The 24,735-nt window shown below is 48.0% G+C and carries 18 protein-coding genes; 13 read left to right on the forward strand and 5 right to left on the reverse strand.

Annotation, left to right across the window (positions count from 1 at the left end; translation table 11 throughout):
- Positions 1–168: 168 nt before the first annotated feature.
- The 4 genes from POF51_RS11755 to fumC all read left to right on the forward strand — a co-directional run bounded on the left by POF51_RS11755 (position 169) and on the right by fumC (position 5,785).
- Positions 169–1,653 carry a lytic polysaccharide monooxygenase gene (locus POF51_RS11755; RefSeq protein ID WP_069849851.1) on the forward strand — a complete coding sequence of 495 codons (1,485 nt, stop codon included), beginning with the start codon at positions 169–171 and terminating at the stop codon, positions 1,651–1,653.
- 135 nt (positions 1,654–1,788) lie between these two features.
- A complete protein-coding gene (locus tag POF51_RS11760; protein ID WP_069849848.1) occupies positions 1,789–3,144 on the forward strand; it encodes an MATE family efflux transporter in 1,356 nt (451 codons plus the stop codon).
- Positions 3,145–3,299: 155 nt separating this feature from the next.
- Positions 3,300–3,995: an MgtC/SapB family protein gene (locus tag POF51_RS11765; RefSeq protein WP_017252581.1), complete on the forward strand. Its 696-nt coding sequence runs from the start codon at positions 3,300–3,302 to the stop codon at positions 3,993–3,995.
- 401 nt (positions 3,996–4,396) lie between these two features.
- Positions 4,397–5,785: a class II fumarate hydratase gene (gene fumC, locus POF51_RS11770; RefSeq protein WP_017252579.1), complete on the forward strand. Its 1,389-nt coding sequence runs from the start codon at positions 4,397–4,399 to the stop codon at positions 5,783–5,785.
- 63 nt (positions 5,786–5,848) lie between these two features.
- On the opposite strand, the gene POF51_RS11775 is transcribed toward fumC, so the two are convergent.
- Positions 5,849–6,616 carry an SDR family oxidoreductase gene (locus POF51_RS11775; RefSeq protein WP_069849847.1) on the reverse strand — a complete coding sequence of 256 codons (768 nt, stop codon included), beginning with the start codon at positions 6,614–6,616 and terminating at the stop codon, positions 5,849–5,851.
- 200 nt (positions 6,617–6,816) lie between these two features.
- Between POF51_RS11775 and POF51_RS11780 the strand changes: the two genes are divergently transcribed.
- From POF51_RS11780 to POF51_RS11805, 6 genes are all read left to right on the forward strand, one after another.
- A complete protein-coding gene (locus POF51_RS11780; protein WP_211434902.1) occupies positions 6,817–7,506 on the forward strand; it encodes a response regulator transcription factor in 690 nt (229 codons plus the stop codon).
- A complete protein-coding gene (locus POF51_RS11785; protein ID WP_083261687.1) occupies positions 7,496–8,605 on the forward strand; it encodes a sensor histidine kinase in 1,110 nt (369 codons plus the stop codon). Before POF51_RS11780 ends, POF51_RS11785 begins: the two co-directional genes overlap by 11 nt.
- Positions 8,606–8,719: 114 nt before the next feature.
- A complete protein-coding gene (locus POF51_RS11790; protein WP_069849841.1) occupies positions 8,720–9,580 on the forward strand; it encodes a D-alanyl-D-alanine carboxypeptidase family protein in 861 nt (286 codons plus the stop codon).
- Positions 9,573–10,118, forward strand: a complete 546-nt coding sequence (locus tag POF51_RS11795) for a VanZ family protein (RefSeq protein ID WP_069849838.1) — start codon at positions 9,573–9,575, stop codon at positions 10,116–10,118. The genes POF51_RS11790 and POF51_RS11795 overlap by 8 nt, the downstream gene beginning before the upstream one ends.
- A 385-nt stretch (positions 10,119–10,503) precedes the next feature.
- The gene (gene recQ, locus POF51_RS11800; RefSeq protein WP_069849837.1) at positions 10,504–12,279 is read left to right on the forward strand and encodes a DNA helicase RecQ; all 1,776 of its coding nucleotides are present in this window, start codon (positions 10,504–10,506) and stop codon (positions 12,277–12,279) included.
- A gap of 198 nt (positions 12,280–12,477) precedes the next feature.
- The gene (locus POF51_RS11805; RefSeq protein ID WP_412678987.1) at positions 12,478–14,421 is read left to right on the forward strand and encodes a bifunctional metallophosphatase/5'-nucleotidase; all 1,944 of its coding nucleotides are present in this window, start codon (positions 12,478–12,480) and stop codon (positions 14,419–14,421) included.
- Positions 14,422–14,490: 69 nt separating this feature from the next.
- On the opposite strand, the gene lplT is transcribed toward POF51_RS11805, so the two are convergent.
- From lplT to POF51_RS11825, 4 genes are all read right to left on the reverse strand, one after another.
- Positions 14,491–15,681 carry a lysophospholipid transporter LplT gene (lplT, locus tag POF51_RS11810; RefSeq protein WP_271755403.1) on the reverse strand — a complete coding sequence of 397 codons (1,191 nt, stop codon included), beginning with the start codon at positions 15,679–15,681 and terminating at the stop codon, positions 14,491–14,493.
- Between the two features lies 1 nt (position 15,682).
- The gene (locus POF51_RS11815) at positions 15,683–17,791 is read right to left on the reverse strand and encodes an AMP-binding protein (RefSeq protein WP_069849830.1); all 2,109 of its coding nucleotides are present in this window, start codon (positions 17,789–17,791) and stop codon (positions 15,683–15,685) included.
- 111 nt (positions 17,792–17,902) lie between these two features.
- Positions 17,903–18,541 (reverse strand): response regulator, encoded by a 639-nt coding sequence (locus tag POF51_RS11820; RefSeq protein WP_069849829.1) that lies wholly within the window; start codon positions 18,539–18,541, stop codon positions 17,903–17,905.
- 17 nt (positions 18,542–18,558) lie between these two features.
- On the reverse strand, positions 18,559–19,938 hold the full coding sequence (locus POF51_RS11825) for a HAMP domain-containing sensor histidine kinase (protein ID WP_017252567.1): 1,380 nt from the start codon (positions 19,936–19,938) through the stop codon (positions 18,559–18,561).
- 256 nt (positions 19,939–20,194) lie between these two features.
- On the opposite strand from POF51_RS11825, the gene POF51_RS11830 reads away from it, so the two are divergent.
- The 3 genes from POF51_RS11830 to celB all read left to right on the forward strand — a co-directional run bounded on the left by POF51_RS11830 (position 20,195) and on the right by celB (position 24,735).
- Positions 20,195–22,873, forward strand: a complete 2,679-nt coding sequence (locus tag POF51_RS11830) for a sigma-54-dependent transcriptional regulator (protein WP_271755404.1) — start codon at positions 20,195–20,197, stop codon at positions 22,871–22,873.
- Between the two features lie 202 nt (positions 22,874–23,075).
- Complete coding sequence (locus tag POF51_RS11835) at positions 23,076–23,378, forward strand: PTS sugar transporter subunit IIB (protein ID WP_017252565.1); 303 nt, start codon at positions 23,076–23,078, stop codon at positions 23,376–23,378.
- Between the two features lie 13 nt (positions 23,379–23,391).
- Positions 23,392–24,735 carry a PTS cellobiose transporter subunit IIC gene (gene celB, locus POF51_RS11840; RefSeq protein ID WP_026043405.1) on the forward strand — a complete coding sequence of 448 codons (1,344 nt, stop codon included), beginning with the start codon at positions 23,392–23,394 and terminating at the stop codon, positions 24,733–24,735.

Here is a 24,735-nt window from a genome sequence, read left to right on the forward strand (position 1 = left end):
ATATAAATTTTCATGCATAGGTATACACTCCTGAATCATCTCCCTATTTTCTGACTGGAATTCGGGTATTTGGTAGGTTTTGGTTTAGGTATTCAGAATCTGGGAAACTGGAAAAATTTTCTGTAACATGGTATTCGATCCTAATCCAGGAAAGAGGAGATTAAATAAATGGATAACGTAGGGTTGAGAAACACACTGTTCAGTAAAGGGCTGTCGCTTTTGTTCATGCTGGCTATGATGCTGGTGGCAGGCGCAGCTACTCTCGTGTTTGCTGAGAAAGCCTCGGCTCACGGGTACATCGAATCGCCAGCGAGTCGTTCTTACTTGTGTAAGACGGGGCAAAATACAGGCTGCGGTCAAATTCAGTATGAACCGCAAAGCGTTGAGGGCATCGGTTCGTTCCCCCAATCTGGTCCTGCCGATGGTGAATTTACCGGTGCAGGCCGCTATCCTGAGCTTTACACACAAACAGCAGATCGCTGGACCAAGATTACCTTGCAGGGTGGACAAAATTCGTTTACGTGGAATCTGACAGCCCCGCATAGTACAGCGGAGTGGAAATATTACATCACGAAAAAAGATTGGAATCCAAACAAGCCACTTTCCCGAGCTGATCTAGAACTGTTCTGCTCATTCCAGGACGGAGGGAAAAGACCGCCATTCACGGTAACGCATTCGTGCAATGTACCGACAGATCGTAGCGGTTACCACATTATTTTGGGTGTTTGGGAAATTGCCGATACGGGCATGGCCTTTTACCAGGCAATTGACGTGAATTTGATTAACAATGGAACAGGTATCGTAGAAAAGCCTACCGTTCCAGGTAATGTGATTTCTGTATCACAAACAACTACAAGCATTGCGCTTGGCTGGACAAAATCCGTGGCAACTGACGGAATCAAGCAGTACGACGTGTATCGCGATGGCAAACTAATCGCATCTACCAAAGAAACAGCATACACGGACAAAGATTTGACGCCTGCTACGGCTTATAGCTATACCGTTGTGGCAGTTGATAGCAAAGGGAAAGAGTCTAACGCTAGCAAGGCACTAACTGTTCGCACAAAAGCAGAAGATATCGTGGATACAGAAGCGCCGACTGCACCAGCAGGAATCATGACTCACCATCCAACAGAGACAGAAATCGACCTCATGTGGAGTCCTTCCCGTGACAATGTTGGTGTGGTGAAATACGAGGTGTACCGTGACGGTTCCCGCGTAGGGTCAGTTGAAAAGCCTTCCTTTGTCGATAAAGGATTAACGGCAGGAACATCTTATACGTATACAGTCAAGGCAGTTGATGCCGCAGGAAATATTTCCGAAGAGAGCGCACCTTTTGCTGCAAGCACAAAGGAGAAAAAGCCTGAAGTACCAGGTGAAATCGCCGAGTGGGATTCCTCAGCTGTGTATGTACAGGGAGACCGCGTCTTGTATGATGGACTGGAATTCGTAGCAAAATGGTGGGTAACTGGAGAAAAGCCAGACCATTCCGATGCGTGGAAACTGGTGAGCGATGTCGTACTGTCGTGGGATTCTGGCAAAGCATATGATGGCGGAGCGAAAGTGAACTACGAAGACAAGGTTTATGAGGCGAAATGGTGGACCAAAGGCGAAGAGCCAGGGAAAGCCGATGTATGGAAGCTGGTTGAATAATGGTGCAAAGCCCAGGTGATCTGCCTGGGCTTTGTTTGTGTAAGTGCAGCTAGTATTTTGCCGATTCCTACTTGTTTTGATATACTTATAATTTGAACGATAAGCCCATCTTATAAGGTTAGAAGGATATGAAAAATGAATGAAACCTATTCGCTAAATGAAAAATGGCGACAGTTTTTGGCTGTTTTGCTTCCAATCTTGATATCACAACTGGCGCTGTTTTCGATGACGTTCGCTGATACCATCATGTCTGGACATGCCAGTCCGACAGATTTGGCGGGGGTAGCGATTGGGGCTAGTTTATGGACACCTGTTCAGGCAGGCTTGACGGGGATTTTGATGGCTGTCATGCCGATGGTTGCACAGATGGTTGGGGCAGGGAAACGAGATCAGGTGTCTTACACGGTTATGCAGGCCTTATATTTGAGTGTGGGGATTGCGATCGGTGTCATCATCGGCGGTGGTTTGGTGCTTGATCCGATCCTGAACTGGATGCAATTGGAGCCTGTGGTGCGTACGATTGCTCGCGGCTTCCTGCATGCAATCGCTATTGGAATTATTCCGATGTTTCTTTATACGGTACTCCGTTGCTTTATTGACGCATTAGGACAGACGCGAGTAACGATGTTCATTACCCTGCTTTCGTTGCCGATTAACGTCTTTTTGAACTACGCTCTTATCTTTGGTAACTTTGGTTTGCCTCGACTGGGTGGAATCGGTGCCGGGCTTGCATCTGGCATCACATACTGGTGTATTTTGCTGATTACTCTGTTTGTCGTGAATCGCGTACACCCATTTGTTGAGTTCGGTTTGTTCTCCCATTTTCACCGGATCTCGATGAAAGCATGGAAAGAGCTGCTAAAGCTGGGGCTTCCCATCGGATTTTCGATCTTTTGTGAGGTTAGCATTTTTGCGGCCGTCACTTTGTTCATGAGTGAATACAGCACGATTACGATTGCTGCGCATCAGGCAGCGATGAACTTCGCATCCTTCCTGTACATGGTGCCATTGAGCATATCCATGGCGTTGACGATTGTCGTCGGCTTTGAGGTCGGAGCCAAAAGGTTCCGGGACGCAAAGCAGTACAGTTATTTGGGGATAGGTATCGCTCTTGGGATCGCCCTTTTGTTCGGGATCAGCTTGCTGATGTTTAGCAAGCAGGTAGCTGGTTTTTATACGACCGACATCGAGGTGTTGGAACTTGCCCAGCATTTCTTGATGTACTCGATCCTCTTCCTGATCTCTGATGCCGTCGCAGCACCTATTCAAGGGGTACTGCGCGGGTACAAGGATGTGACCGTTACCTTTATCGTTGCGCTGATATCTTATTGGGTGATTGGCTTGCCTTTGGGATACATTTTGGCGAAATTCACTTCGCTTGCAGCATTCGGATACTGGATTGGTCTGATTACGGGATTGGCTGCCGGTGCCATCTTCCTTTTTGGACGTCTGCTGTCGTTACAGAAACGCATGATTCGCAGCCATTCATAAGGAAAAAGATAAGCGGAAAATCCCTAATGTGGGGGTTTTCCGCTTTTTGCATGAAGAATGAAAGCCCCGTTTACACTAGGTGAAAGACCAGATATACTTCTTATCATAGACGATGGAAGAAAACCTGACATCAAAGCAGATGGGGGGAGAGACTTATGTCACTCTCGATATTCACGACGTATGATTTTTTGCTAAAACTAGGAGTTGCACTATTTCTAGGCTTGATGATTGGTATGGATCGACAGCTCAAACACAAGCCGCTGGGGGTAAAAACCAGCATGGTTATTTCGGTTGCGAGCTGTCTCATTACGATTGTCTCGATTGAATCCGTGCATCGGTTTTCCTTGCCTGGACACACAAATATGGACCCATTGCGCTTGGCTGCTCAAATTGTGAGCGGTGTAGGTTTCCTTGGGGCTGGTGTTATTCTACGCCGGAGTAATGATGTCATTTCGGGCTTGACCACAGCATCGATGGTCTGGGCGGCTTCTGGACTTGGGATTGCAGTAGGAGCAGGGTTTTATTTTGAGGCAGTGACCGCGACGATCCTCATTATTTTGGCGATTAATTTGTTCCCGATCCTTCTTCGCTTGATTGGTCCAGAATCGCTCAGACAAAGAGATTTGTCGATCAAGATTGTGGTCGAAGGCGGAGGCGATTTGGATTTGGTGTTCAAGCAGATTAAGCACCTCGATCTACAAGTGAAACGGGTGAAGGTCAAAGACTTGGATAATAGTCTGCAAAAGCTGGAAATGATGATTACGGCATCGGAAAACACGTATACGACGGATATTTACAGTCTGCTGAAAGCGGTAGATCATGTTGTTTCTGTAGAAGTAGAAAGCAGATAAAAAAGGAATAATAGAAGACGGAGGCCATGACGTGGCTTTCGTCTTTTTTAATTGCTGTCGTGAGGGAAGAAGCGGCTTTTGTTTTTTTGAAAGCAAAGTCTATGATGCGAAAAACGCTTCTTGAAACTCCCTTGTATGACTAACAAAAGGGTGTAAAAGCATCTACTAAACACAAGCTGTACGAAAGCACTGTCACATGTCTGGAAGGAGACCGCCCGAACGAAGTGAGGATACAGGCGACTGGAAGACATGTGGCAGGGCTTCCCCCGACCACAACCGTTGGAGGACAACTATTCATTTTTCTCGGTTTAACACTTCATCTCTTGATATCAAGAATGAAAATCATTATCATTTTAATAGAGAATATGAGAAAACCGTTGTTTATACAAGGAGGATGCGAGATGGAATTCAGAATTGAAAAGGACACGATTGGAGAGATCAAGGTTCCGGCGGATAAGCTGTGGGGCGCCCAAACACAACGCAGCTTTCAAAACTTTGAAATCGGCGAAGAAAAAATGCCACTTCCACTGATTCGCATGTTTGCCATCCTGAAAAAAAGCGCTGCTCTGGCGAATCAAAAGCTGGGCAAGCTCGACAATGAAAAGGCAGAAGCGATTGTGGCGGCAGCAGATGAAGTGATCCAAGGAAAATGGGATGAGCATTTCCCACTAGTTGTCTGGCAAACAGGTAGCGGCACGCAATCCAACATGAACGTCAACGAAGTTATTGCTCATCGCGCGAACCAATTGCTGCAAGAGAAGGGCAGCTCCGCTCGCATCCACGCCAACGATGATGTGAATAAATCGCAGAGCTCCAATGATACATTCCCGACAGCGATGCACATGGCTGGACTGGTTGCTGTCGAGGAGCAAGTACTGCCTGCAATCCAGCTGTTAAAAGCAACGTTGAAAGAAAAAAGCGAAGCCTATATGGATATTATCAAAATCGGTCGTACGCATTTACAGGACGCGACCCCGCTGACGCTGGGCCAAGAATTCAGCGGTTGGGTACGCATGCTGGAAAAATCGGAAAAGATGATCAAGGAGAGCAATGAGTACTTGCGTGAGCTGGCGATTGGCGGTACAGCGGTAGGAACAGGCATCAATGCGCATCCGCGCTTCGGTGAAATGGTCGCAGCAGAAATCAGCAAGGAAACCAACCACCAATTCGTGACCGCAGAAAACAAGTTCCACGCGCTGACCAGCCATGATGAGCTCGTTCATGTACATGGTGCCCTGAAAGCACTGTCTGCGGATCTGATGAAAATCGCTAATGACGTGAGATGGCTGGCGAGCGGCCCACGTTGCGGAATCGGTGAACTTATCATTCCAGCGAATGAGCCAGGCAGCTCCATCATGCCAGGCAAGGTGAATCCGACCCAAAGCGAAGCGATGACGATGGTTGTATGCCAAGTGATGGGTAACGATGCTGCCATTGGCTTTGCTGCTAGCCAAGGGAACTTCGAGCTGAACGTGTTTAAGCCAGTGATCATCTACAATTTCCTGCAATCTGCAAGATTGTTGGCAGACGCGATGAAGTCCTTCAACGACAATTGCGCAGTAGGAATCGAGCCTGATCTGACAGTGATCAAAGAAAACCTGAACAACTCGCTGATGCTGGTGACGGCACTGAACCCGCATATCGGCTATGAAAATGCGGCAGCCGTAGCGAAGCTGGCTCACAAAGAAGGCATCACCCTCAAGGAAGCGGCGATCAAGAGCAATTTGCTGACCGAAGAGCAATTCGATCAAGTCGTGCGCCCTGAACAAATGATTCATCCAAAAGAATAATATCTTCCTAAACAAAACCGATGGTCCCATGTTTGTGGCCATCGGTTATTTTTTTGAGAACCATTACAGATGCGAACCACCACTTGCATCAATCAATTGACCAGTTACCCAACGGCTGTCCGAGGAAGCGAGAAAGGCGGCAATATCCGCTACATCATCAGGCTCTCCCCATCTGTTGAAGGTGGAAAGTCCAGCGGCGTACTTCTGCCCATCTGGATTATTTTGCAACGTGCCAGCATTCATCTCCGTGTTAATAATGCCAGGCAAGATCGCATTTACCGTAATATGACGGCTCCCCAGTTGTTTAGCCAAAGCGAGCGTCAGTGTGTTAACAGCTCCCTTCGATATACTGTAAGTGAACACGCTTGGGGAAGCTGCACGAGTCACGAAGGATGAGAGATTGATGATACGGCCTTCCTCTCTTAAGCGGGGCAAAGCTTGTTGGATCATAAAAAACGGTGCTTTGACATTGATGTTCATGACTTCGTCAAACGATTCCTCAGTAGCCTCTTCCAACGTTAAGATTTGTCCGATGCCTGCGTTATTTACGAGAATGTCAAAACGATGATCTCCTGTACGTTTCTGCAGTTCTTCGTCCAATGTCGCATAGAAATCGCGAATGCCGTCAAGGGTGCGCAGGTCCGTACCGATTGCGAATGCTTGGCCTCCTGTTCGTTCAATCTCCTGAACGACAGCTTCTGCTTCTTCTTGTCGTCTTCCATAGTGTACGACGACCAATGCGCCATCCTGTGCCAGACGTAATGCGATGCTACGACCAATCCCGCGGCTTGCTCCGGTTACCAATGCAATTTTTCCTTTCAAATTACGCATGGTTTCATCTCCCTTGATTCAAATTCAAGTTAGTTATAACACAAGAGGGTGTTTGAAATATTGCTCTCTCATTCGCTCGGTTGGTCTCGTGAACGGAATGGCGATAATGTTAGAGAACAATCACTTGGCTTTACCTTTTCTTTAACAATTCTTGTTATAGTGATGCTATCTATATCTACCATGCACGAGTTCGGAGGTGTTTGTCCGTGAGGATTTTGATTGTAGATGACGACAAAGAGATTGTAGAGCTGATGGCGATCTATTTGAGCAACGAAGGATATGAGATCGAAAAGGCTTTTGACGGTCTGGAAGCGATGGAGAGACTGGAGCAGAAGCCCATCGATCTCGTCATTCTGGATGTGATGATGCCCAATCTGGATGGGCTGGAAGTTACCAAGCGAATACGAAAAAACTCGACCATTCCCATTCTGATGGCGAGTGCCAAAACGAATGATATGGACAAAATCCTGGGCTTGATGACGGGTGCAGACGATTATGTGGCGAAGCCGTTTAATCCGCTGGAAATGATTGCGAGGGTCAAGTCTCTCCTCCGACGGTCGAACTACACGCAGGCAAGCAAACAGGATCATGTGATTGAGGTGGGGCCGTTAATTATCGACAGGCAAAGTCACTTCGTTCAGACAAAAGAAGGCACCCCGATCAAGCTGACGGCATTGGAATTTTCCGTCCTGCATCTTCTGGCAAGTCATCCGAATCGAGTATTCAGTTCGGAAGAAATTTTTGACCGCTGCTGGAAAATGGAGAATTTCGTTTCCTACAAGACGGTAATGGTTCACATCAGCAACCTGCGGGAAAAGCTGGAGAAGGCGACAAATGGCGAGAAGGTGATACAGACGGTCTGGGGGGTCGGCTATAAAATTGAAGCTTAGAGCCAAGGATTTTATCCGCATCCTGTTCGATTTGCTACTTGGCCTCTTGATCATCTACGCTGTTTTTCAGATGGCTGATTTTTTTGCCAACAACTATTTGTACACCATCCCGCAAATCAGAGAGTTCATCTGGAAATTGCGGATCAATTTCGATATCAACTCCTTCAAAATCCCGATCATTTTGCTGGCGACGGGTATGTTTGTGGCGTGGTCTGTCGTTCGTATCCGCAAGTACCTGGAACAAAAGCAGATGGAGCAAATCATAAACGAGCTGCATTTCATTGCAAAAGGCAATTATCATCACCAGATTTCCCTTCGTCCGAACGGCAGCTTGGGCCAAGTCGTCGATAGCATCCATGCTCTGGTTAAAAGCGCCTTGGATGCGATGGAGGAGGAGCGGCGGCTGGAACAATCGAAGGATGAGCTGATCACCAACGTTTCCCATGATCTGCGAACGCCGTTGACCTCCATCATTGGCTACCTGGGGCTGATTGAGCAGAACAAATACAAGGACGAAGAGAAGCTCAAGCATTACGCCCATATCGCCTACGAGAAGGCCAAGCAGATGAACGTGCTCGTCAATGATCTGTTTGAGTATACGAAGGTCCGCAATCGCGGGGCGTATTTAAACCGAACGGAGTTTGACTTGGTAGAGCTGGTTGAGCAAGTATCGGTAGGCTTTCGACTCGTAGCGAATGAGGCAGGGCTGCGTTTAGTCGTAGATACGCCTGATCAAAAAATTGAAATGGCAGGAGATACCGACAAGCTCGTTCGGGTTCTGGAAAACCTTATTTCCAACGCCGTGAAATATGGACGCGATGGTACGGAAATTGTCATTCGCGTCTTCCAGCAAGGAGATGGTATCGCGATTTCTGTCGCCAATAACGGAGCGCCGATCCCGGCTGAATATGTGCCGTGCTTGTTTGAACGCTTTTTTCGGGTGGAGGGCTCACGTTCGAAAGAGACAGGAGGCTCGGGTCTCGGTCTCGCTATCGCTAAAAGCATCATCGACCTGCACCAAGGCAGTATTTCCGTCGAAAGCACAAAGGAATGGACGACCTTCACGGTTTGGCTCCCACATACAATTTCAAGCCTTTGAGAAAAGCTTTACTTTTTCTTTACCTTTCGTTTCCGTTTATTTTAATCCAAAAGTCTATCCTGACTGCATGAAGGTTACAGCCTTTGTTTTTGCAGGTGTAGGAGGGCTTTTTTTATGAGGAAAACAACATGGGCTTTGCTCATGCTGACCATATTCGTCGGGTTGACGCTTTTGCGCGATTCAGATGCAGTAGAAGCAGATTGGAAATTCCAAGGACCTATTACGCTAACGGAAAAAACATACGAGAAGGTCGATGCACAGGCAGCGATTCTGTTGGATAGCCAGTCAGGAGAAATCATGTACGCACAAAATGCGGATACGCCTTACCCGGTAGCAAGCATGTCAAAAATGATGACCGAATATATGCTCCTCGAAGCCATTAAGGAAGAGCGAGTCGATTGGGACGACGAGATCGTCGTATCGGAGAATGCGGCTGCGACTGGGGGAGCACGGGTCCATCTTGTCGCAGGAGAAGCCTATCCGATAAAAGACTTGTATGAAGCGATGGCGATTGGCTCTGCAAACAATGCAGCGGTGGCAATCGGCGAGTATTTGGCAGGCAGCACATCTGCTTTTGCGGAACAAATGAATTTGAAGGCAGCCGAGCTGAATCTGCGGTCCTCCTCGTTTGTGAATGCGACTGGATTGGATACTGGAAATGGGCAAAATGAAATGACGGCTCGCGATGTAGGAATGCTCGCGTACCACTTGCTCAACGACTTCCCCGATATTGTCAAATGGACGGTCGAGCCATCCCATACAAACCTCATGCTCGATGGGAAAAACGCTGATTGGAGTATCGCAGGGCTAGATGGGCTCAAAACGAGTTATACCAATGCTGCGGGGTATTGCTTCACGGCTACAGCGAAGCGGGGGGACAAGCGGCTCATTTCCGTCGTGATGGGCGCTGAAGAAGATGCCACTCGTTTTACAGAGACAAAAAAACTGATGGAGAGAGGGTTTGACAATGGATAACGTGCAAAAAATGGAGAGACCGACAGAGCTGCTTGCTATTGCTGGTTATGCAGTGTTTGCCCTTTACTTGTTTCTCGTCGTGAAGATACTGCTGTTTAAATTCGGCAGTTTGGATAGTAGCTTGCTAGTAGATCAGTGGAAAATCATTTGGCGCGATCCGTCTGTGATTGTGGAGCGGTTACGCTACCGAAGTAATTTGGTGCCATTTCATGAAATCGAAAACTATGTCAGATTGATTCGAAATTACCAAAGCTGGCATAGTGCGGTGAACTTCGTAGGCAACGTGATCGCCTTCATGCCGCTAGGCTTCCTGCTGCCACTCCTGTTTCCGAAAAAAGCCGGGTCCCTGTTCAGAGTCACCCTGCTATCCCTGATGCTTAGTCTCGGTGTGGAGCTGACACAACTCGTGATGAATGTAGGTACGTTTGATGTCGATGATTTGCTCCTGAATACAGCGGGCGGGATGATCGGATATATCGTGTACTTGTTCATTTGGGTAATACAGAAAAAACGGTTCATCATTTCAGTAACTTCGTAGTCTACTTATAAGGCACCCATGTGGTGCTTTTTTTACTATTTTTGAAAAGGTATGGATGAATCAACAAAGCCGGTGAGAAGAAAAAGCACAGGGCTCGTAGACCTTGACAACGCCTACCCAGTCGGAACTTCAAAAAGGGGACCACGCTTGTCGAACACTTCTTCTTTGAGAACCTTCCGCCCGTAGGGTGGCTTTGGCTCGACGGTCCCCTTTTTGAAGTGTAGACGGACAGTCAATCCCCCTGCTGGCGTGTCAGAGTCGAAGAGAACTGTGCTTTTTCTTCTCCTCCACAATGTTGACTCTTCCCCTTGTTTTGTCCCAATGCCTATGTTTACATTAGTAGAAAACCATTGAAAATACCTGTCGAAAGAGAAGGTGATTCTCTTTGTTAGATAAAGCGCAAGAGATTTTACGAAAGTACTTTGGCTACGAATCATTTCGGGAAGGCCAGAAGAAAATCATCACGAGCCTGTTAGCCGGACATGACACCGTAGGCATCATGCCAACAGGTGGCGGGAAATCGATCTGCTATCAAGTCCCAGCGATGCTCCAAGAAGGAGTAACCATCGTGATCTCCCCACTCATCTCGCTGATGAAAGATCAGGTCGACGTGCTAGTCAGCATGGGCATTCCCGCCACTCAAATTAACAGCTCACTGGATTATAGCGAGGTTCGCGATCGACTCCGTATGGCGGCGCGGGGAGAGTACAAGCTGTTGTATATCGCCCCAGAGCGATTGGAATCTGAAGCGTTCCAAAATCTGATTCAGGATGTACCGATCTCGTTTGTGGCAGTGGACGAAGCGCATTGCGTCTCGCAGTGGGGGCACGATTTCCGTCCGAGCTATTTGGCGATTGCTCGTTTTCTTCAATCCTTGCCACAGCGCCCGATCGTCGCAGCCTTGACGGCGACAGCGACTCCAGAGGTAACCGAGGACATCAAGCGACAGCTAGAATTAAAGGACGAGCGCCTTTTTATCACAGGGTTTGGCAGAGACAATCTCATCTTGTCTGTACGCAAGGGAGAGAACCGTCGAGAATTCATCCAGGCGTACTTACGGGCGAATAAACAGCAGGCTGGCATTATTTATGCGGCAACGAGAAAAGACGTGGACGCCTTGCATGCAGATTTGGACAAGCGTGGCTTTGCTGTGACCAAATACCATGCAGGACTGACGGAGGAGGAGCGTGCGGCCAACCAGGAAGCATTCCTGTTTGATGACGTCCGTACGATGGTCGCGACTAACGCATTTGGGATGGGCATCGACAAGTCCAATGTGCGCTACGTCATTCATTACAACATGCCGAAAAACCTGGAGGCGTATTACCAAGAAGCAGGCCGTGCGGGACGCGATGGGGAGCCAAGTGAGTGTATTCTACTGTTTCAGCCACAGGATATCCAGACGCAAACGTTTTTCATCGAGCAGAATCAAGTGCTGGACGAACGCAAGGAGTTGGAATACAAAAAGCTGTACGCAATGATCGACTATTGCCGGACGCCGCGCTGCTTGCAGCAAAACATCGTGCAATACTTCGGCGAAATAGATGCTGCCGCGTGCGGGCGCTGCGGAAACTGCACGGATGAGACAGAGCTGTCCGATATTACACTTGAAGCGCAGAAGATTTTCTCCTGCGTCAAACGTATGAGAGAGCGCTTCGGTGCCGCACTCGTCGCGCAGGTACTGAAAGGCTCCAAGAATAAAAAGGTCACCCAGTTTTCCTTCGATCAGTTGCCTACCTACGGTTTGATGAAGGAATACAAGGAAAAAGAGATCGCAGACTTGATCCAGCTCCTCATTGCCGAAGGATATTTGCAAGTAACGGAGAGCCAATATCCAATCGTCAAGCTGGGGGAGCGGGCATTGCCTGTTCTGCGGGGCGAAGAGCGCGTCGTGCAAAAAATCTCGATACGTCCTGTTCAGCTGTCAGAGGATGACGAGTTGTTCGAGCACCTGCGCGCGTTGCGCAAGGAAATCTCGACGCGACAAAAAGTACCACCATACGTGATTTTCCCAGACAGTACCTTGAAGGAAATGAGCAGTGTTTGCCCGACTGACAAACAGGCCATGCTCAAAATCAAAGGAGTAGGCGAGGCGAAATTTGAGAAGTACGGGGAGCTCTTTCTGGAGTGTTTGCAGAACTATGCAGCGATCAAGTCGTGACATTTACGTCACGGCTTTTTTGCTATTTTTCCTTTCATATGCCTGCTATAGTTAGATAGCAACCCAGAATTTTCTTACATAATAGAATAGGAGGACAATAAGAGCAACACTATCGAGGGGCATTGACAGATTAAGAGAGACAGAGGGGAAAACATGAAAAAACTAGCGAAGGGCTTATTAAGTGTAGCACTTACAACCATGGTGCTAGGCAGTGCGATGATGGGGATCGCCGCACCGGTAAAGGCCGCAGAAACACCAACCAAAATTACACTGCTGGGTACATCTGATATTCACGGACGATTCATGCCGTGGGATTATGCTTTGGATGGCCCGAATCAAAATGGCAGCATGACGCAGCTGTTCACGATGATTAAAGAGATTCGCAAAGAAAATCCGAACACGGTGTTGCTGGACGCAGGCGATTCGATCCAAGACAACTCGGCAGAGCTTTTCAATGACCAACCGCAGTCTCCTATCATGGTCGCGATGAACGAAATGAACTATGACGCATGGGCTTTTGGCAATCATGAATTTAATTTTGGACTGGATGTATTGGACAAGGTTAGCAGCCAATACAAAGGCTCTGTTTTGGCAGGGAACATTTATAAAGAAAATGGCGAGCGTTTCTTGCCAGCGTACACGATCATTGAACGCGCAGGTGTAAAAATCGGCATCATTGGGATGAATACGCCGATGATTACCGATTTCGAAAAAGGAACCGATCATCTGGATGGGCTCGTGATCAAAAACCCGGTAGAAGAAACCAAGAAAGCTGTAAAAGAGTTGGAAGGCAAAGTAGACGTCATGATCGGTCTCATGCACATGGGCATCGAAAATGAAAACGGAATTCCGGGTACGGGCGTAGCAGATATCGCGAACGCCGTTCCAGAACTGACCGCGATTTTTGCAGGTCACATGCACAAGCTTGTGAAAAAGGAAGAGATCAACGGGGTCCTGATTTCCGAGCCAGACAAATATGCTACTCATATCTCCCGCATTGACCTGACCTTTGAAAAGAAAGATGGCAAGCTCGTGCTGACTGACAAGGAAGCGACAGCACTCCCTGTAAAAGGCGCAGATGGCACACCAGCGGTATCCGATGCAGAGCTGGAGACCAAGCTCAAGCCTTTCCATGAGTTCGCACGTGCAGATGCCAACATCGTCGTAGCAGAGCTCAAAGGCATGAACCTGGTACCGAAAAACGAGATCGAGGGCATCCCGACGGTTCAAATTCAGGAGACGCCTCTATCCGACTTTTTCCATGAAGTGATGCTCTACTACAGCAAAGCAGACGTGGTTGCCCACCAGATCGACAACGACAAAGCCAAGCTGGATGTTGGTCCGATCAAGAAAAAGGATATCGCCTACAACTACCAATACGCAGGTGGCGAGATCACTGTTTACAAAGTAACCGGAAAAGACTTGAAGGACTATATGGAATGGGCTGTGGGCTACTTCAATTCCACGCGCCCTGGTGACGTGACAGTAAGCTTTGATCCAAAACGCCGCGCTTCCAAATACAGCACCAACGATTTCTTCGGTGGCGTGAAATATGAAATCGACCTGACGAAGCCATATGGCAGCCGCATCACGAACCTGCGCAAGCTCGATGAGACTCCGATCAAAGCGGAAGATACCTTGAAGCTCGGAATGAACTCATACCGGATGGAAGCTTTGCAGGCAAAAGGTGGCGCGTTGGAAGGACGCAAGTTCGAACAACTGTGGTCTTCCAAAGACAATACGGCGTTTGGTGAAACAGGTGGAACGATCCGCAATCGCGCTATTGCGTACCTGAAAGAAGTGAAAAAAGGCGTTTACGAGCCAAAAGTACAAAACAACTGGAAGATTACAGGTATGGATACCACTGCACCTGAACGCAAGGATGTCGTAGAGCTGATCAATGCAGGCATTCTGAGCGTTCCGAAAACAGCAGATGGCAAATACACCAATATCGCTTCCATCAACATCAAGGACGCGGTAACCAAAGAAGAAATTGCGGAACTGTCTGCAAAAGTAAAAGTCGATGCAGCGAAGTTCGCGACCGTCAAGACCAAAGGCGAATTTTATCATCAACTGAACGAAGCGAGAAAGGCTGCGGAAAAGTCGGTCACACCGCCAACCAAAACGCAGCAAAAAAAATAACAGAGATGAACGCAAGAAAGCCGTGACGCTAGTAGTCACGGCTTTTTCTTTTTCTATGACGCCAATCTGTCAACGAACGATTCTTCTGCGATACTTCACCAAGTACAACAGGAACCCGAGCAGCAGCAATCCTTGACCAACAATCGCACCAGAGATGGAGATACCGATATAGGTGATCAAGTAGTAAATGCCGGAGCCTACTGCCATTAGCAGATTCTCGATGAAGTTCTGAATCGCAATCGTTTTTCCAGAGCCGACCATCCGCTTGCCTTCATCCTGCAAGACGGTATTCATCGGGATAATGAACACGCCGCCCATGAACCCGACGAGTAGCAGTAAACAGATGGCAATAAAAGTGACGCTCACCCAAGGAAATAGCACGATGATGAGAAACATTCCGAATCCGTATGTCAGCGATCGAGTGAAATGAGACAAAGGAATGAGCTTGGGAGCGAGAAAAGCTCCGGCGATAATCCCGATGGATGTCGTTGCGAGAATCAGCGATACAGAGAAGCTCTCCGGATTAATCCCAAGCGCGAGGGGAATCCAAGCGAGTACGGCCACGCGCAGGACAGCAGAGGACATCCAGAATGCTCCGGTTCCAATCAGGGCAAAGCTCGTTTCTGGGCGATTCATCAGGTGCTGGAAGTCGATGAAAAAGCGCCGTGCTTCTGCCCCATAGCGAATCGATGAATTCCCTCTCATGCGCGGAATGAAGAAAGTCATACCGAGCGACAGCAGATAGATCAGCAGACAAATTCCTGAGGAGATAAGCGGCGCTGTCATGTTTGCGATGGCTCCACCACCACCGATCCCTGTGAGAATCGCAAAGATCGTATAGGCTTCGATGCGTGCATTCGCATGAAACAGTTCATCTTCATTTCGAGTCAGCTCCGGCAAAATTCCGTACTTGGCCGGAGAATACACGACCGCTCCGACTCCAACTGTGAAGTAACACAACATCAGCATGATGATGCTCGACTGGTCAATGAAAAACAGCAGGACGACACCAAGCGCTTTAATCAGGTTGCCAATCACCAGCACGATTGACTTGGCATGCTTGTCGGCAAAAGACCCAACCAGTGGCGCGAGAAAAACGTAAGGGAGAAAGAATGAAATGGATACGAGTGCAAGCATCGCGGGAGAAAAGCCGTTCTCCCGCAGCAGATTCGCAATGACAAACAAAATCATGTTGTCGGCAAAGGCCGATAGAAATTGAGTGAAGTACAGAGCTTGTAGTGGTTTTAATCGTATATTCACATCATTTTCCTCCAGTCTCCGCTAGTTGTTTCAAGCTGACGTAATCCGTTTTGCCGCTTCCGAGAAGTGGTAGAGCCTTGATGACTTGCATCGTACCCGGTATGAGCAATGGCGAGTATTGTTTTTCCGTCAAATACGCGCGCAATTGGCTCAGCTGAACCGATTCATCTGTGGTAAATAGCAGGACACGCTCACCTTTTCGCGGATCATTCACGTTGATTGCAGCAAAACCAGAGTGTCCGAAGCATTGCATAGCCAGTTCTTCAACCAGATTGAGCGAAACCATCTCGCCGCCGATTTTAGCGAAGCGCTTCAGGCGGGATTGGATGCTGAGAAAGCCGTCCTTGTCAGCTGTAACCAAATCACCTGTGTGGTACCATTCCTCAGCGGGAACAAAGCCTTTTCCGTGAATCATATAACCCTTCATGACGTTCGGACCTTTCACTAAAAGCTCTCCGCCAGCATCGATTCCTTCTACTGCTTCCAGCTTGGCGGACATTCCTGGCATCAAACGCCCGACGGTTCCTGGTTTGTTAGCCAGCGGGGTGTTGAGCGACAGGATCGGAGCTGTTTCCGTTGCCCCATAGCCTTCAAAAATCCGTACACCGAACTTTTCCATCCACAGCTTGCGCACATCGTCCTTTAGTTTTTCTGCTCCTGCAAATACGTAGCGTAAGGAGTAGAAGTTGTAAGGATGAGCCATGCGTCCGTAACCAGCCATAAAGGTCGAGGTTCCGAAGAGGATCGTCGCGTTTTGATCATAAACCAATTCCGAAATCGCCTTGTAATGCAGCGGACTTGGATATAGAAAGACTGGAATTCCTTTGATGACTGGCACAAGCGTTCCTACAGTTAGTCCAAAGCTGTGGAACATTGGTAGCGCATTGAAAAACTTGTCGCGACTCGTAATATCGATTGTACAGGTAACCTGTTGGATATTTGCGTACAGGTTGGTATGCGTGAGTACGACACCTTTTGGCTTGCTCTCACTGCCAGAAGTGAAGAGGATCAGCTCGTTCGTAGTAGCCGAAGCTTTTTTCTTCCACAAATAAGAGAAGAGTGCGGATACTTTGTCAAAAGCAGTCGTTGATGCTTTCAAATCCTCGAGATAAATAATTTTCATGCTCGGTGAAAGACCTGCGATGATGTGCTCTAACTTCCCTTTTTCAATGAATACGCGCGACGTCAGGATCGTATCGATATGGGCGGTCTCACAGCAATCCAAAAGGGAACGAATGCCGAGCGAAAAGTTCAGGATGGCTGGAGTGGTCCCGATGCGGAACAACGATAGCAGCGTTACGAGATGGCCTACCGAATTGGGAAGAAATATACCGACAACGGGCTTCCCCAAGAGCATCGGCTGTAATTTGTTGCCGAGTAAGTAGCTGCCGATTAACAAGGTCTTGTAGTCGATCGATGACGTCAAGTCCTTGGCGATTTCCATTTTTGCACCATTCAGGCGAGCTGCTTCGAGAACTTCATCAAACAGATTCACGTTTTGCTTCATCCGGCTCTCAAACAAGCCTTCTTGGAGAATACGCAGGATACGATCATTAGCCGAGGCTTTTTGTTCGCGCATCGACAGGTTTTGATCGCGCTCGATAGTGAACGGAGTGCCTACTGTCATGGTCACATCCGGGAACCAGGAGAGCTTCAGCTTTCCTTTCAAATAGGAGAAGATCGAACGCTCCAGGCCATTAATGATGATCGGGTAAACTGGTACGCCAGTACGTAGAGCGAGATAGCCGACACCGCTGTAGATTTTCATGATGCCGCCCGTCGTCGTAATCCGACCTTCTGGAAAAATCACCAGCGTCTGTCCGTTGCGGAGGACGCGGAGCATGTGGCGGATGGAGTACGGGTTGAGAGGATCGATCGCGATATGCTTGCGAAAGCGGAGGAAAAACGCAAACCGCTTGGCGATCTCTGTATTGACGACAAAGGTCGCTTCTTTTGGCAAGCAAAAGGATAGGAGTACCGCATCTAGCAAGGAGACGTGATTAGGAGTGATAAGAGATGGCTTCGACAAGTCGATTTTGGAAAGTCCAAGTACACGAGGGCGAAACCATAACATCAATATCGTTTTTAAGAAAGAATAAATAAGGGCCATGTGGACCACACCTTTACAAATGATGTAATTACTTTTCGCTTATAGCTTTTATTGTAAGGAGTGGAGCATGTAAAAAAAGTACCAACATTTATTGGTACCTGGTAATAAGACCTAGAATAGCTTTTTTTGGCTGGCTTTTGCGGCCGCTTCCTTGCTTGTTTTGACGCCCATTTTTTTCAGGATTCGGTTGATGTGATTTTTGATCGTACGCTTCGTGATGTGGAGAGATTGTTCAATCTGCGTTTGCGTCTGACCTTGGTGAATTAGTTGTAGGATGTCCCTTTCTGCGGGAGATAACAGCTTTTGATTTTCATCGTTTTTCAAACGCAAAAATTCGTTGCGCAGTGCCGCAGCTGCCGTAGGGTGAATGGCAGATTGGCTGTTGTGAGCAGCACGGATGGCATCGGGTATTTCCTTGAAGCTAGATTTGCTGATGTAGTTGACGGCACCCGCTGAGAAGGATTCCACGATTACTGCCTCGTCTGTCAGAGAGGTGAGCATGATGATTTTACTGTCAGCTTGGAGTGCCATGAATTCGATTGCTGTCTCGATCCCGTCCAGATTGTTCTCGGTCAAGTTAATATCCATCAGGACGACATCCGCTTGGGCAGGCAAAAAGCGCTCGATTGCTTCTGCTTTGAACCCGGCTTCCCCTACTACGGTGAGATCCGGTTCTTTGTTCAGGAAGTCAATGAGACCTTTGCGCCAGACCGGGTCGTCCTCTACTAAAAATACCCTGATTGGATTCATGTGTGAGCGTCCTTTCGCTATTCAGAGTCGTTTGTGATGACGCGCTTTTTCGGGAAGAACAGGAAAACGGTGGTTCCTTTGCCTTGCTCACTGTAGATTTCCAGTTGGCCCTGATGCTTTTGCATGACATTGTAGCAGTAGGAGAGCCCAAGACCAAAGTTTTGTCCCGTCCTTTTTGTCGAGAAAAAAGGATCGAGTACATGAGGTAGGTTCTCTTTGGTAATGCCTGTGCCTGTGTCCGCGACAGTGATGATGAGATGCTTGTAGGACAAAAATAGCTGAAGATGGAGCTTGCCGCCCGACTTCATGGCTTCCAGCGCATTCATGCACAAGTTGGTGATGACTTCGCGCAGTTGTACGCCATCGCCATATAAGCGAAGGGTTTCGTCTAATTCACTAACGACTTCTACCTGTTGTTTCAGGGTGTAGGGCGTCAGAGTTTGTGTGACTTGCCCGATAATTTGGCCGGGGTCACATGGTTCTTCGCGCAGCTCGACGTCCCGCAGCTGGTTTTGAATCCGATTCATCATGTCCAGCATATGCTGCGAGGATTGCATCAGGACAAGTGCGTCTTCTTTTAGCGACGGCTGGTTGGTTTCATCTGCATATGTCTCGATACGGTCGGCATATAGCGAGATTTTGCCTACTTCATTTTTGATCGTATGGTTAATGATTTGTGCACCGGAAGTCAAGGCGCGCAAGGTACTGTCCAGACGTCGTTTTTCTACGCGGAGACGGACGCCAAGGAAGCCGTATTTCAAACTAATGGCAACGATCAGGATAAACTGGATTGTGACCACGACCATGTTGTAGCGCCAAGCTTCGTAATCGTTCTGGATACGCATGACATAGATGAAAATAAAGACGAAAAACAACGGAATGATGATGAGTACGTTCGTGAAAAAGCTGTTCTTTTTTACGAGTGGATCTTTTTCTCGCATGTACTGCACGATAAGCAGCGTACAGGAGAACAGAAAAAACGGAATTACCCATGCCACCATAATCCAGTAGTTAAAAAGCAGCTCGGGATAAATGGGTGTAATCCAAAGCATCCCAAGCGGCATGAGAAGAGCAGCGTATTGTATCGTCAGCTTTACTTTGCGAGACAAAAATTCAGCTGAATGTACGGCAAACATGAGAAACGTGTACGGCAAACCCACTTGGCAAACAAATGAAGAGATGCGGCTCACCAATATCAGGGTGTTCGTGGTCCCGGGCTTTGCGGCCAGGTAATCTGCAAAATAGGGCATGATCGTCTCGTCAATCACGCCTGAGATAAAGCCCCCAGCCCCAACAAAGGCAGTCGCACAAGCCCAGCGGATCGACGTTCGTTTCGGGTCTGTGAACAGAACGAACAGACCTAATGCCCATATGGTAAACAAGATGAAAACCATCATGGATTTGCTATCTCCTGTCAAACATTATTTATCTATTATATCGTACATAAGTCAAAGGACACGGAAAAAATAAAGGATGGACAAGCATGCAGGTGTTTATATTCAGAATATACATAGCTATCCGTAGTCTTCGAAATCGCATGTATATATGCCCATCATATTCATAGTAAAGCAGGTTTTTCCAAATATTCGTGGAAATGAAAAGGATTGGTTGTGAGTTTCGTGACTTTCTATCTATTCAACGGCGGGTGATAGAGTGAAACGATTAGATTTAATATTCCAGACGTTAGTAGACGCTGGTCCTGATAAAAAAGTAAGCGCTTCAGAGTTGGCTGATCGGCTTGGCTTGAGTCGAGCGAATGTGAGCAGTGATTTGAACCGTTTGTGGAAGGAAGGCCGAATCGAGAAGGAAGAAGGGCGTCCGACGCTGTTTTTTGCCAAGCAAGAAAACGATTCGCTCTATTTGGCGGAGACATCGCTGGACAGACTGGCGAAAACCAACAAGAGCCTGATCACGCGTATTGAGCAGGCAAAGGCGGCCGTCTTGTATCCGCCGCGAGGGATGCATTGCTTGATTTTGGGAGAAACCGGTGTGGGCAAATCGTGGTTTGCTGGGATGATTCACGAGTTTGCCGTTGATATTGGACGCCTGGATAAGCATGCTCCTTTCGTGATTTTTAACTGTGCCGATTATGCCAACAACCCGCAGCTCTTGATCAGTCAATTGTTCGGAGTCAAAAAAGGGGCGTACACTGGAGCGGAGATGGACCGCAAAGGACTAGTGGAAAAGGCAGACGGTGGCATTCTATTTCTCGATGAAGTACATCGGCTGCCAGCGGAAGGACAGGAAATCTTTTTTACCTTTATGGATAAGGGCATATTCCGCCGCGTAGGGGAAACAGAGATGGAGCGGACGGCTCACGTCCAGATTGTGATGGCCACGACAGAAAATCCGGAGTCGAGTCTCTTAAAAACGTTTATGAGGCGCATTCCCATGGTCATCAAGCTGCCCTCTTTGGTTGAGCGTGGCTTGGAAGAGCGTTTTAGTATTACGATGGAAATTTTTCAAGAAGAAGCTTTTCGGTTGGGGAGAGAGATTCAGATATCGGCCAATGCTGTGCAGGCATTCTTGTGCTATCACTGCCCGAATAACATTGGGCAGTTAAAAACGGATATTCAGCTCACCTGCGCCAGCGCCTATGCCGAATTCATTTCGTTAAAAAAGAATCAGCTGCACGTATCGGTTCAGGACCTGCCGCATCATGTCAAGCAAGGGCTGCTTTTGGTGAAGGATTACAAGCAGGAGCTAGATGAAATCATTGGGACGGAGCACAATTGCTTTGTCGTGCAGCCATCAAAAGAGGGCATCTGGATCGGGCGAGAAACAGAGAATACGACGGACAGTGTCTATGAAAAAATCGAGCAAAAAATATATGAACTGCAAAACCTCGGTGTGAGTGAGGAAGAATTGGAGTTTGACATCGAGAATTATTTTACGACCTTTATCAAAGGTGTCCACCAACGCGTGAACAAGGGCGACATGGCCCGGATTATCGACCCGTTCATCATTCACCTCGTGGAAGAGATCGTTCGCTTCGCAGAGGCCAAGCTGGAGAAGATTTTGAGCCAGAAGGTGATCTTTGGTCTCGCGCTGCATATTCAGACGTCGAAGGAGCGCCTCGCACAAGGCAAGCAGATCGTAAATCCGCAAATCAACCATGTGCGAATCAAATACAAGAAAGAGTTTGCTGTGGCGCTAGAGTGCGTGCGCATGATAGAAGAAGCGATACTCATGGATCTGCCGATTGGTGAGGCTGGATATTTGACCATGTTTTTCGTGCTCGACGATGTCAGCATGGAGGAAGAGCGGGAAACAATCGGGGTACTCGTTATTACGCACGGTAGCGGCGGTGCGACAGCGATGGTCGATGTGACGAACCGATTGCTAGTCACACAATATGCGAGAGCCATCGATCTGCCGCTCGAAGAAGATTCCATGAGTGTTTTGGAAAAAGCACTGAAAGTAGCCAGAGAGATCGGGAGCAAGGCTGGACTGCTGTTGCTCGTAGATATGGGGTCGCTGCTCGGCTTTGGCGAGATCATCGAGCGGGAGATCGGCATCCCAGTCAAGGTCATTCCGATGGTCAGCACGCCACATGTGATTGAGGCCACTCGAAAGGCCATGCTCGGCCATTCGCTGGAGGATGTTTACCGAGATGTCTTGGGCATTTCGCTCTACCAGCGGGAGGAGCAGCCGAAAGAGCAGGTACAAAAGCATGTTCCCGCGCTGACGATCGTCGCAGCCTGCCTGTCTGGGGAAGGTAGTGCCTTGTTTTTGAAAAAGCTGCTGGAATCGAGGCTCAGGTACGATGATAACCTGCTGGAATTTGTGCCGCTGCAACTGATCGATAAGGCACAAGCCCGCAATCAGCTTCGAAAAATCAAGGAGGAGAGGAAAATTCTCTTCGTGGTGAGCAATTACATTCTCGATCGCGAATTGCGTCACCATAGCATGGACGATGTTTTGAACGGAGAGGCGATGGCTGACATCCAGAAAGTGATCGATCTGGAAGAGGCCTATCTGAAGATGCAAGAGTCGCTGGGGGAGCACTTGCAAATGGTAGAGGGACAAGATGTTCTCGCTGACGTGAGGATGTGTGTCGGCCGTATGGAAGAGCGACTGAACAATTTTTTGGTTTTTGACACGCGAATTGGGGCCTACCTGCACATCTGTTGCCTGGTTGATCGCTTGAAAGCAGGAACGCAATCCGTAGCGTATATTCAAAAAGATAGTTTTTTGCTGGAGAACCGCAAGCTGTACAGCTTAATCCGACATGAATTATTGCCGCTGGAAGACAAGTATGAGGTCGCGATCAGTGAAGATGACGTTTGTTTTATCATGAATTTCTTTATACACAACAAAACACTGGCGTAACCAGTGTTTTGTTTTTTGATTTTTCCACCTTCAAAACAAAACACTACAGCGCTTACATAAAAACACTAATAGGGATGACAAGCGAAGAGGCCGCGAAATATGACTAGCCATGCGGCTTTTTTGGAAAGCGCATACATTTTTTGGTGTTTTGGCATGTAACTTGCTCTTACAAAAAGGCATATCGTCGAGAGGAGGGGGTACAATGAATATTTTATTGTGTTGCGCAGCAGGTATGTCGACTAGCTTGCTGGTTCAAAAAATGGAGGAAGCTGCCAAAGAAAAAGGGTTGGACGCAAAGATATGGGCAGTTTCCGCAGATGAAGTGAAGCATCATATCGACCAAGCAGCAGTGCTCTTGCTGGGGCCACAAGTTCGTTACAAGCTGACAGAGATGAAAAAAGAAGGGGCATCCAGAGGAATTCCTGTAGACGTAATCAGTACGGTTGATTACGGAACGTTGAACGGGAAAAACGTGCTTGAGTTTGCACTTCGTCTAAAACAGTAGGAGGGGGATGCGTATGGGCGGATTTGTTTCTTTTATGGAAAACCGCATGATGCCGATTGCAGGAAAAATGGCGGAGCAAAAGCATCTGCAGGCCATTCGTGACGGAATTATCCTTACTTTGCCTTTGTTGATCATTGGTTCCATTTTCCTCATCATTGGCTTCATACCGATACCCGGTTATGACGAATTCATGGGTGGTATTTTCGGCGAGAAATGGCGAACGAAGCTGTTGTATCCGGTAGGTGCTACTTTTGACGTCATGGGTTTGATTGTTAGCTTTGGCGTCGCCTATCGACTGGCGGAGAAGTACAAGGTCGATCCGCTGTCGGCTGGAGCAATCTCTGTCGCATCCTTCTTGCTCGCCACTCCGTATAAAATCATGTTCACCCCTGAGGGAGCGAGTGCAGCCCAAGAGGTTGGCGGCGTCATTCCTCTTACGCTAATGGGGAGTCAGGGACTTTTTGTAGCCATGATATTGGCGATCTTATCAACGGAGATTTATCGCAAAATCATCCAAATGAAAATCGTCATTTCCATGCCACCCGGAGTTCCCCCTGCCGTTTCTCGATCTTTTGTGGCATTGATCCCTGCGGGTGCTGTGCTTGTCGTGGTCTGGCTGATTCGGATTCTTTTGGAAAACACCTCCTTCGAGAGTATTCATAATATTGTAAAAGATTTGCTCGTCGGACCATTGAGTGTGGTCGGTAGCAGCTTGATTGGGGCCATCATATGCGTGTTGCTCATTCACGTGCTCTGGGCCGTCGGTTTGCACGGTGCTGCGGTTGTCGGCGGAATTATGAGTCCAATCTGGCTTACCTTGATGGACCAGAACAGAGCGGCGTTTCAGGCAAATCCGAACGGTGAATTGCCAAACGTCGTTACCACGCAATTTTTTGACATGTGGGTATATGCAGGCGGATCAGGTGCAACTTTGGCCCTCGTTTTTCTGATGGTATTCATGGCACGAAGTAAACAGATGAAAAACATCGGCCGGCTCTCGATCGGACCTGGTTTGTTTAACATCAATGAACCCGTCATATTCGGTATGCCGATCGTCATGAACCCGCTCTTGATCATTCCTTTTGTACTGACCCCTGTCATATTGGTCATTATCAGTTATTTTGCGATGTCGCTCGGATGGGTAGCAAAGCCTAGCGGGGTATCTGTTCCGTGGACGACACCATTGCTTGTCAGCGGGTATTTGGCTACGGGCGGAAAAGTGTCAGGGATGGTTCTCCAAGCCGTGAACTTCATCATTTCGCTCGCGATCTACTACCCGTTCTTCCGACTGTGGGATAAACAAAAAGTTAGCGAAGAAAAAGCGGGTACTGCTTCCGATACAGCTGTGACTATGTAA

Origin of the sequence: Brevibacillus sp. AG, assembly GCF_028369215.1 — a bacterium.
Taxonomy (GTDB): domain Bacteria; phylum Bacillota; class Bacilli; order Brevibacillales; family Brevibacillaceae; genus Brevibacillus; species Brevibacillus porteri.

Coding starts and splice junctions, on each gene's coding strand:
- POF51_RS11755 (WP_069849851.1), top strand. CDS start 169: ATGGATAACGTAGGGTTGAGAAACACACTGTTCAGTAAAGGGCTGTCG.
- POF51_RS11820 (WP_069849829.1), bottom strand. CDS start 18,541: ATGAATCCAATCAGGGTATTTTTAGTAGAGGACGACCCGGTCTGGCGC.
- POF51_RS11815 (WP_069849830.1), bottom strand. CDS start 17,791: ATGGCCCTTATTTATTCTTTCTTAAAAACGATATTGATGTTATGGTTT.
- POF51_RS11790 (WP_069849841.1), top strand. CDS start 8,720: ATGAGGAAAACAACATGGGCTTTGCTCATGCTGACCATATTCGTCGGG.
- POF51_RS11805 (WP_412678987.1), top strand. CDS start 12,478: ATGGTGCTAGGCAGTGCGATGATGGGGATCGCCGCACCGGTAAAGGCC.
- celB (WP_026043405.1), top strand. CDS start 23,392: ATGGGCGGATTTGTTTCTTTTATGGAAAACCGCATGATGCCGATTGCA.
- POF51_RS11835 (WP_017252565.1), top strand. CDS start 23,076: ATGAATATTTTATTGTGTTGCGCAGCAGGTATGTCGACTAGCTTGCTG.
- POF51_RS11765 (WP_017252581.1), top strand. CDS start 3,300: ATGTCACTCTCGATATTCACGACGTATGATTTTTTGCTAAAACTAGGA.
- POF51_RS11760 (WP_069849848.1), top strand. CDS start 1,789: ATGAATGAAACCTATTCGCTAAATGAAAAATGGCGACAGTTTTTGGCT.
- POF51_RS11825 (WP_017252567.1), bottom strand. CDS start 19,938: ATGATGGTTTTCATCTTGTTTACCATATGGGCATTAGGTCTGTTCGTT.
- fumC (WP_017252579.1), top strand. CDS start 4,397: ATGGAATTCAGAATTGAAAAGGACACGATTGGAGAGATCAAGGTTCCG.
- POF51_RS11795 (WP_069849838.1), top strand. CDS start 9,573: ATGGATAACGTGCAAAAAATGGAGAGACCGACAGAGCTGCTTGCTATT.
- POF51_RS11775 (WP_069849847.1), bottom strand. CDS start 6,616: ATGCGTAATTTGAAAGGAAAAATTGCATTGGTAACCGGAGCAAGCCGC.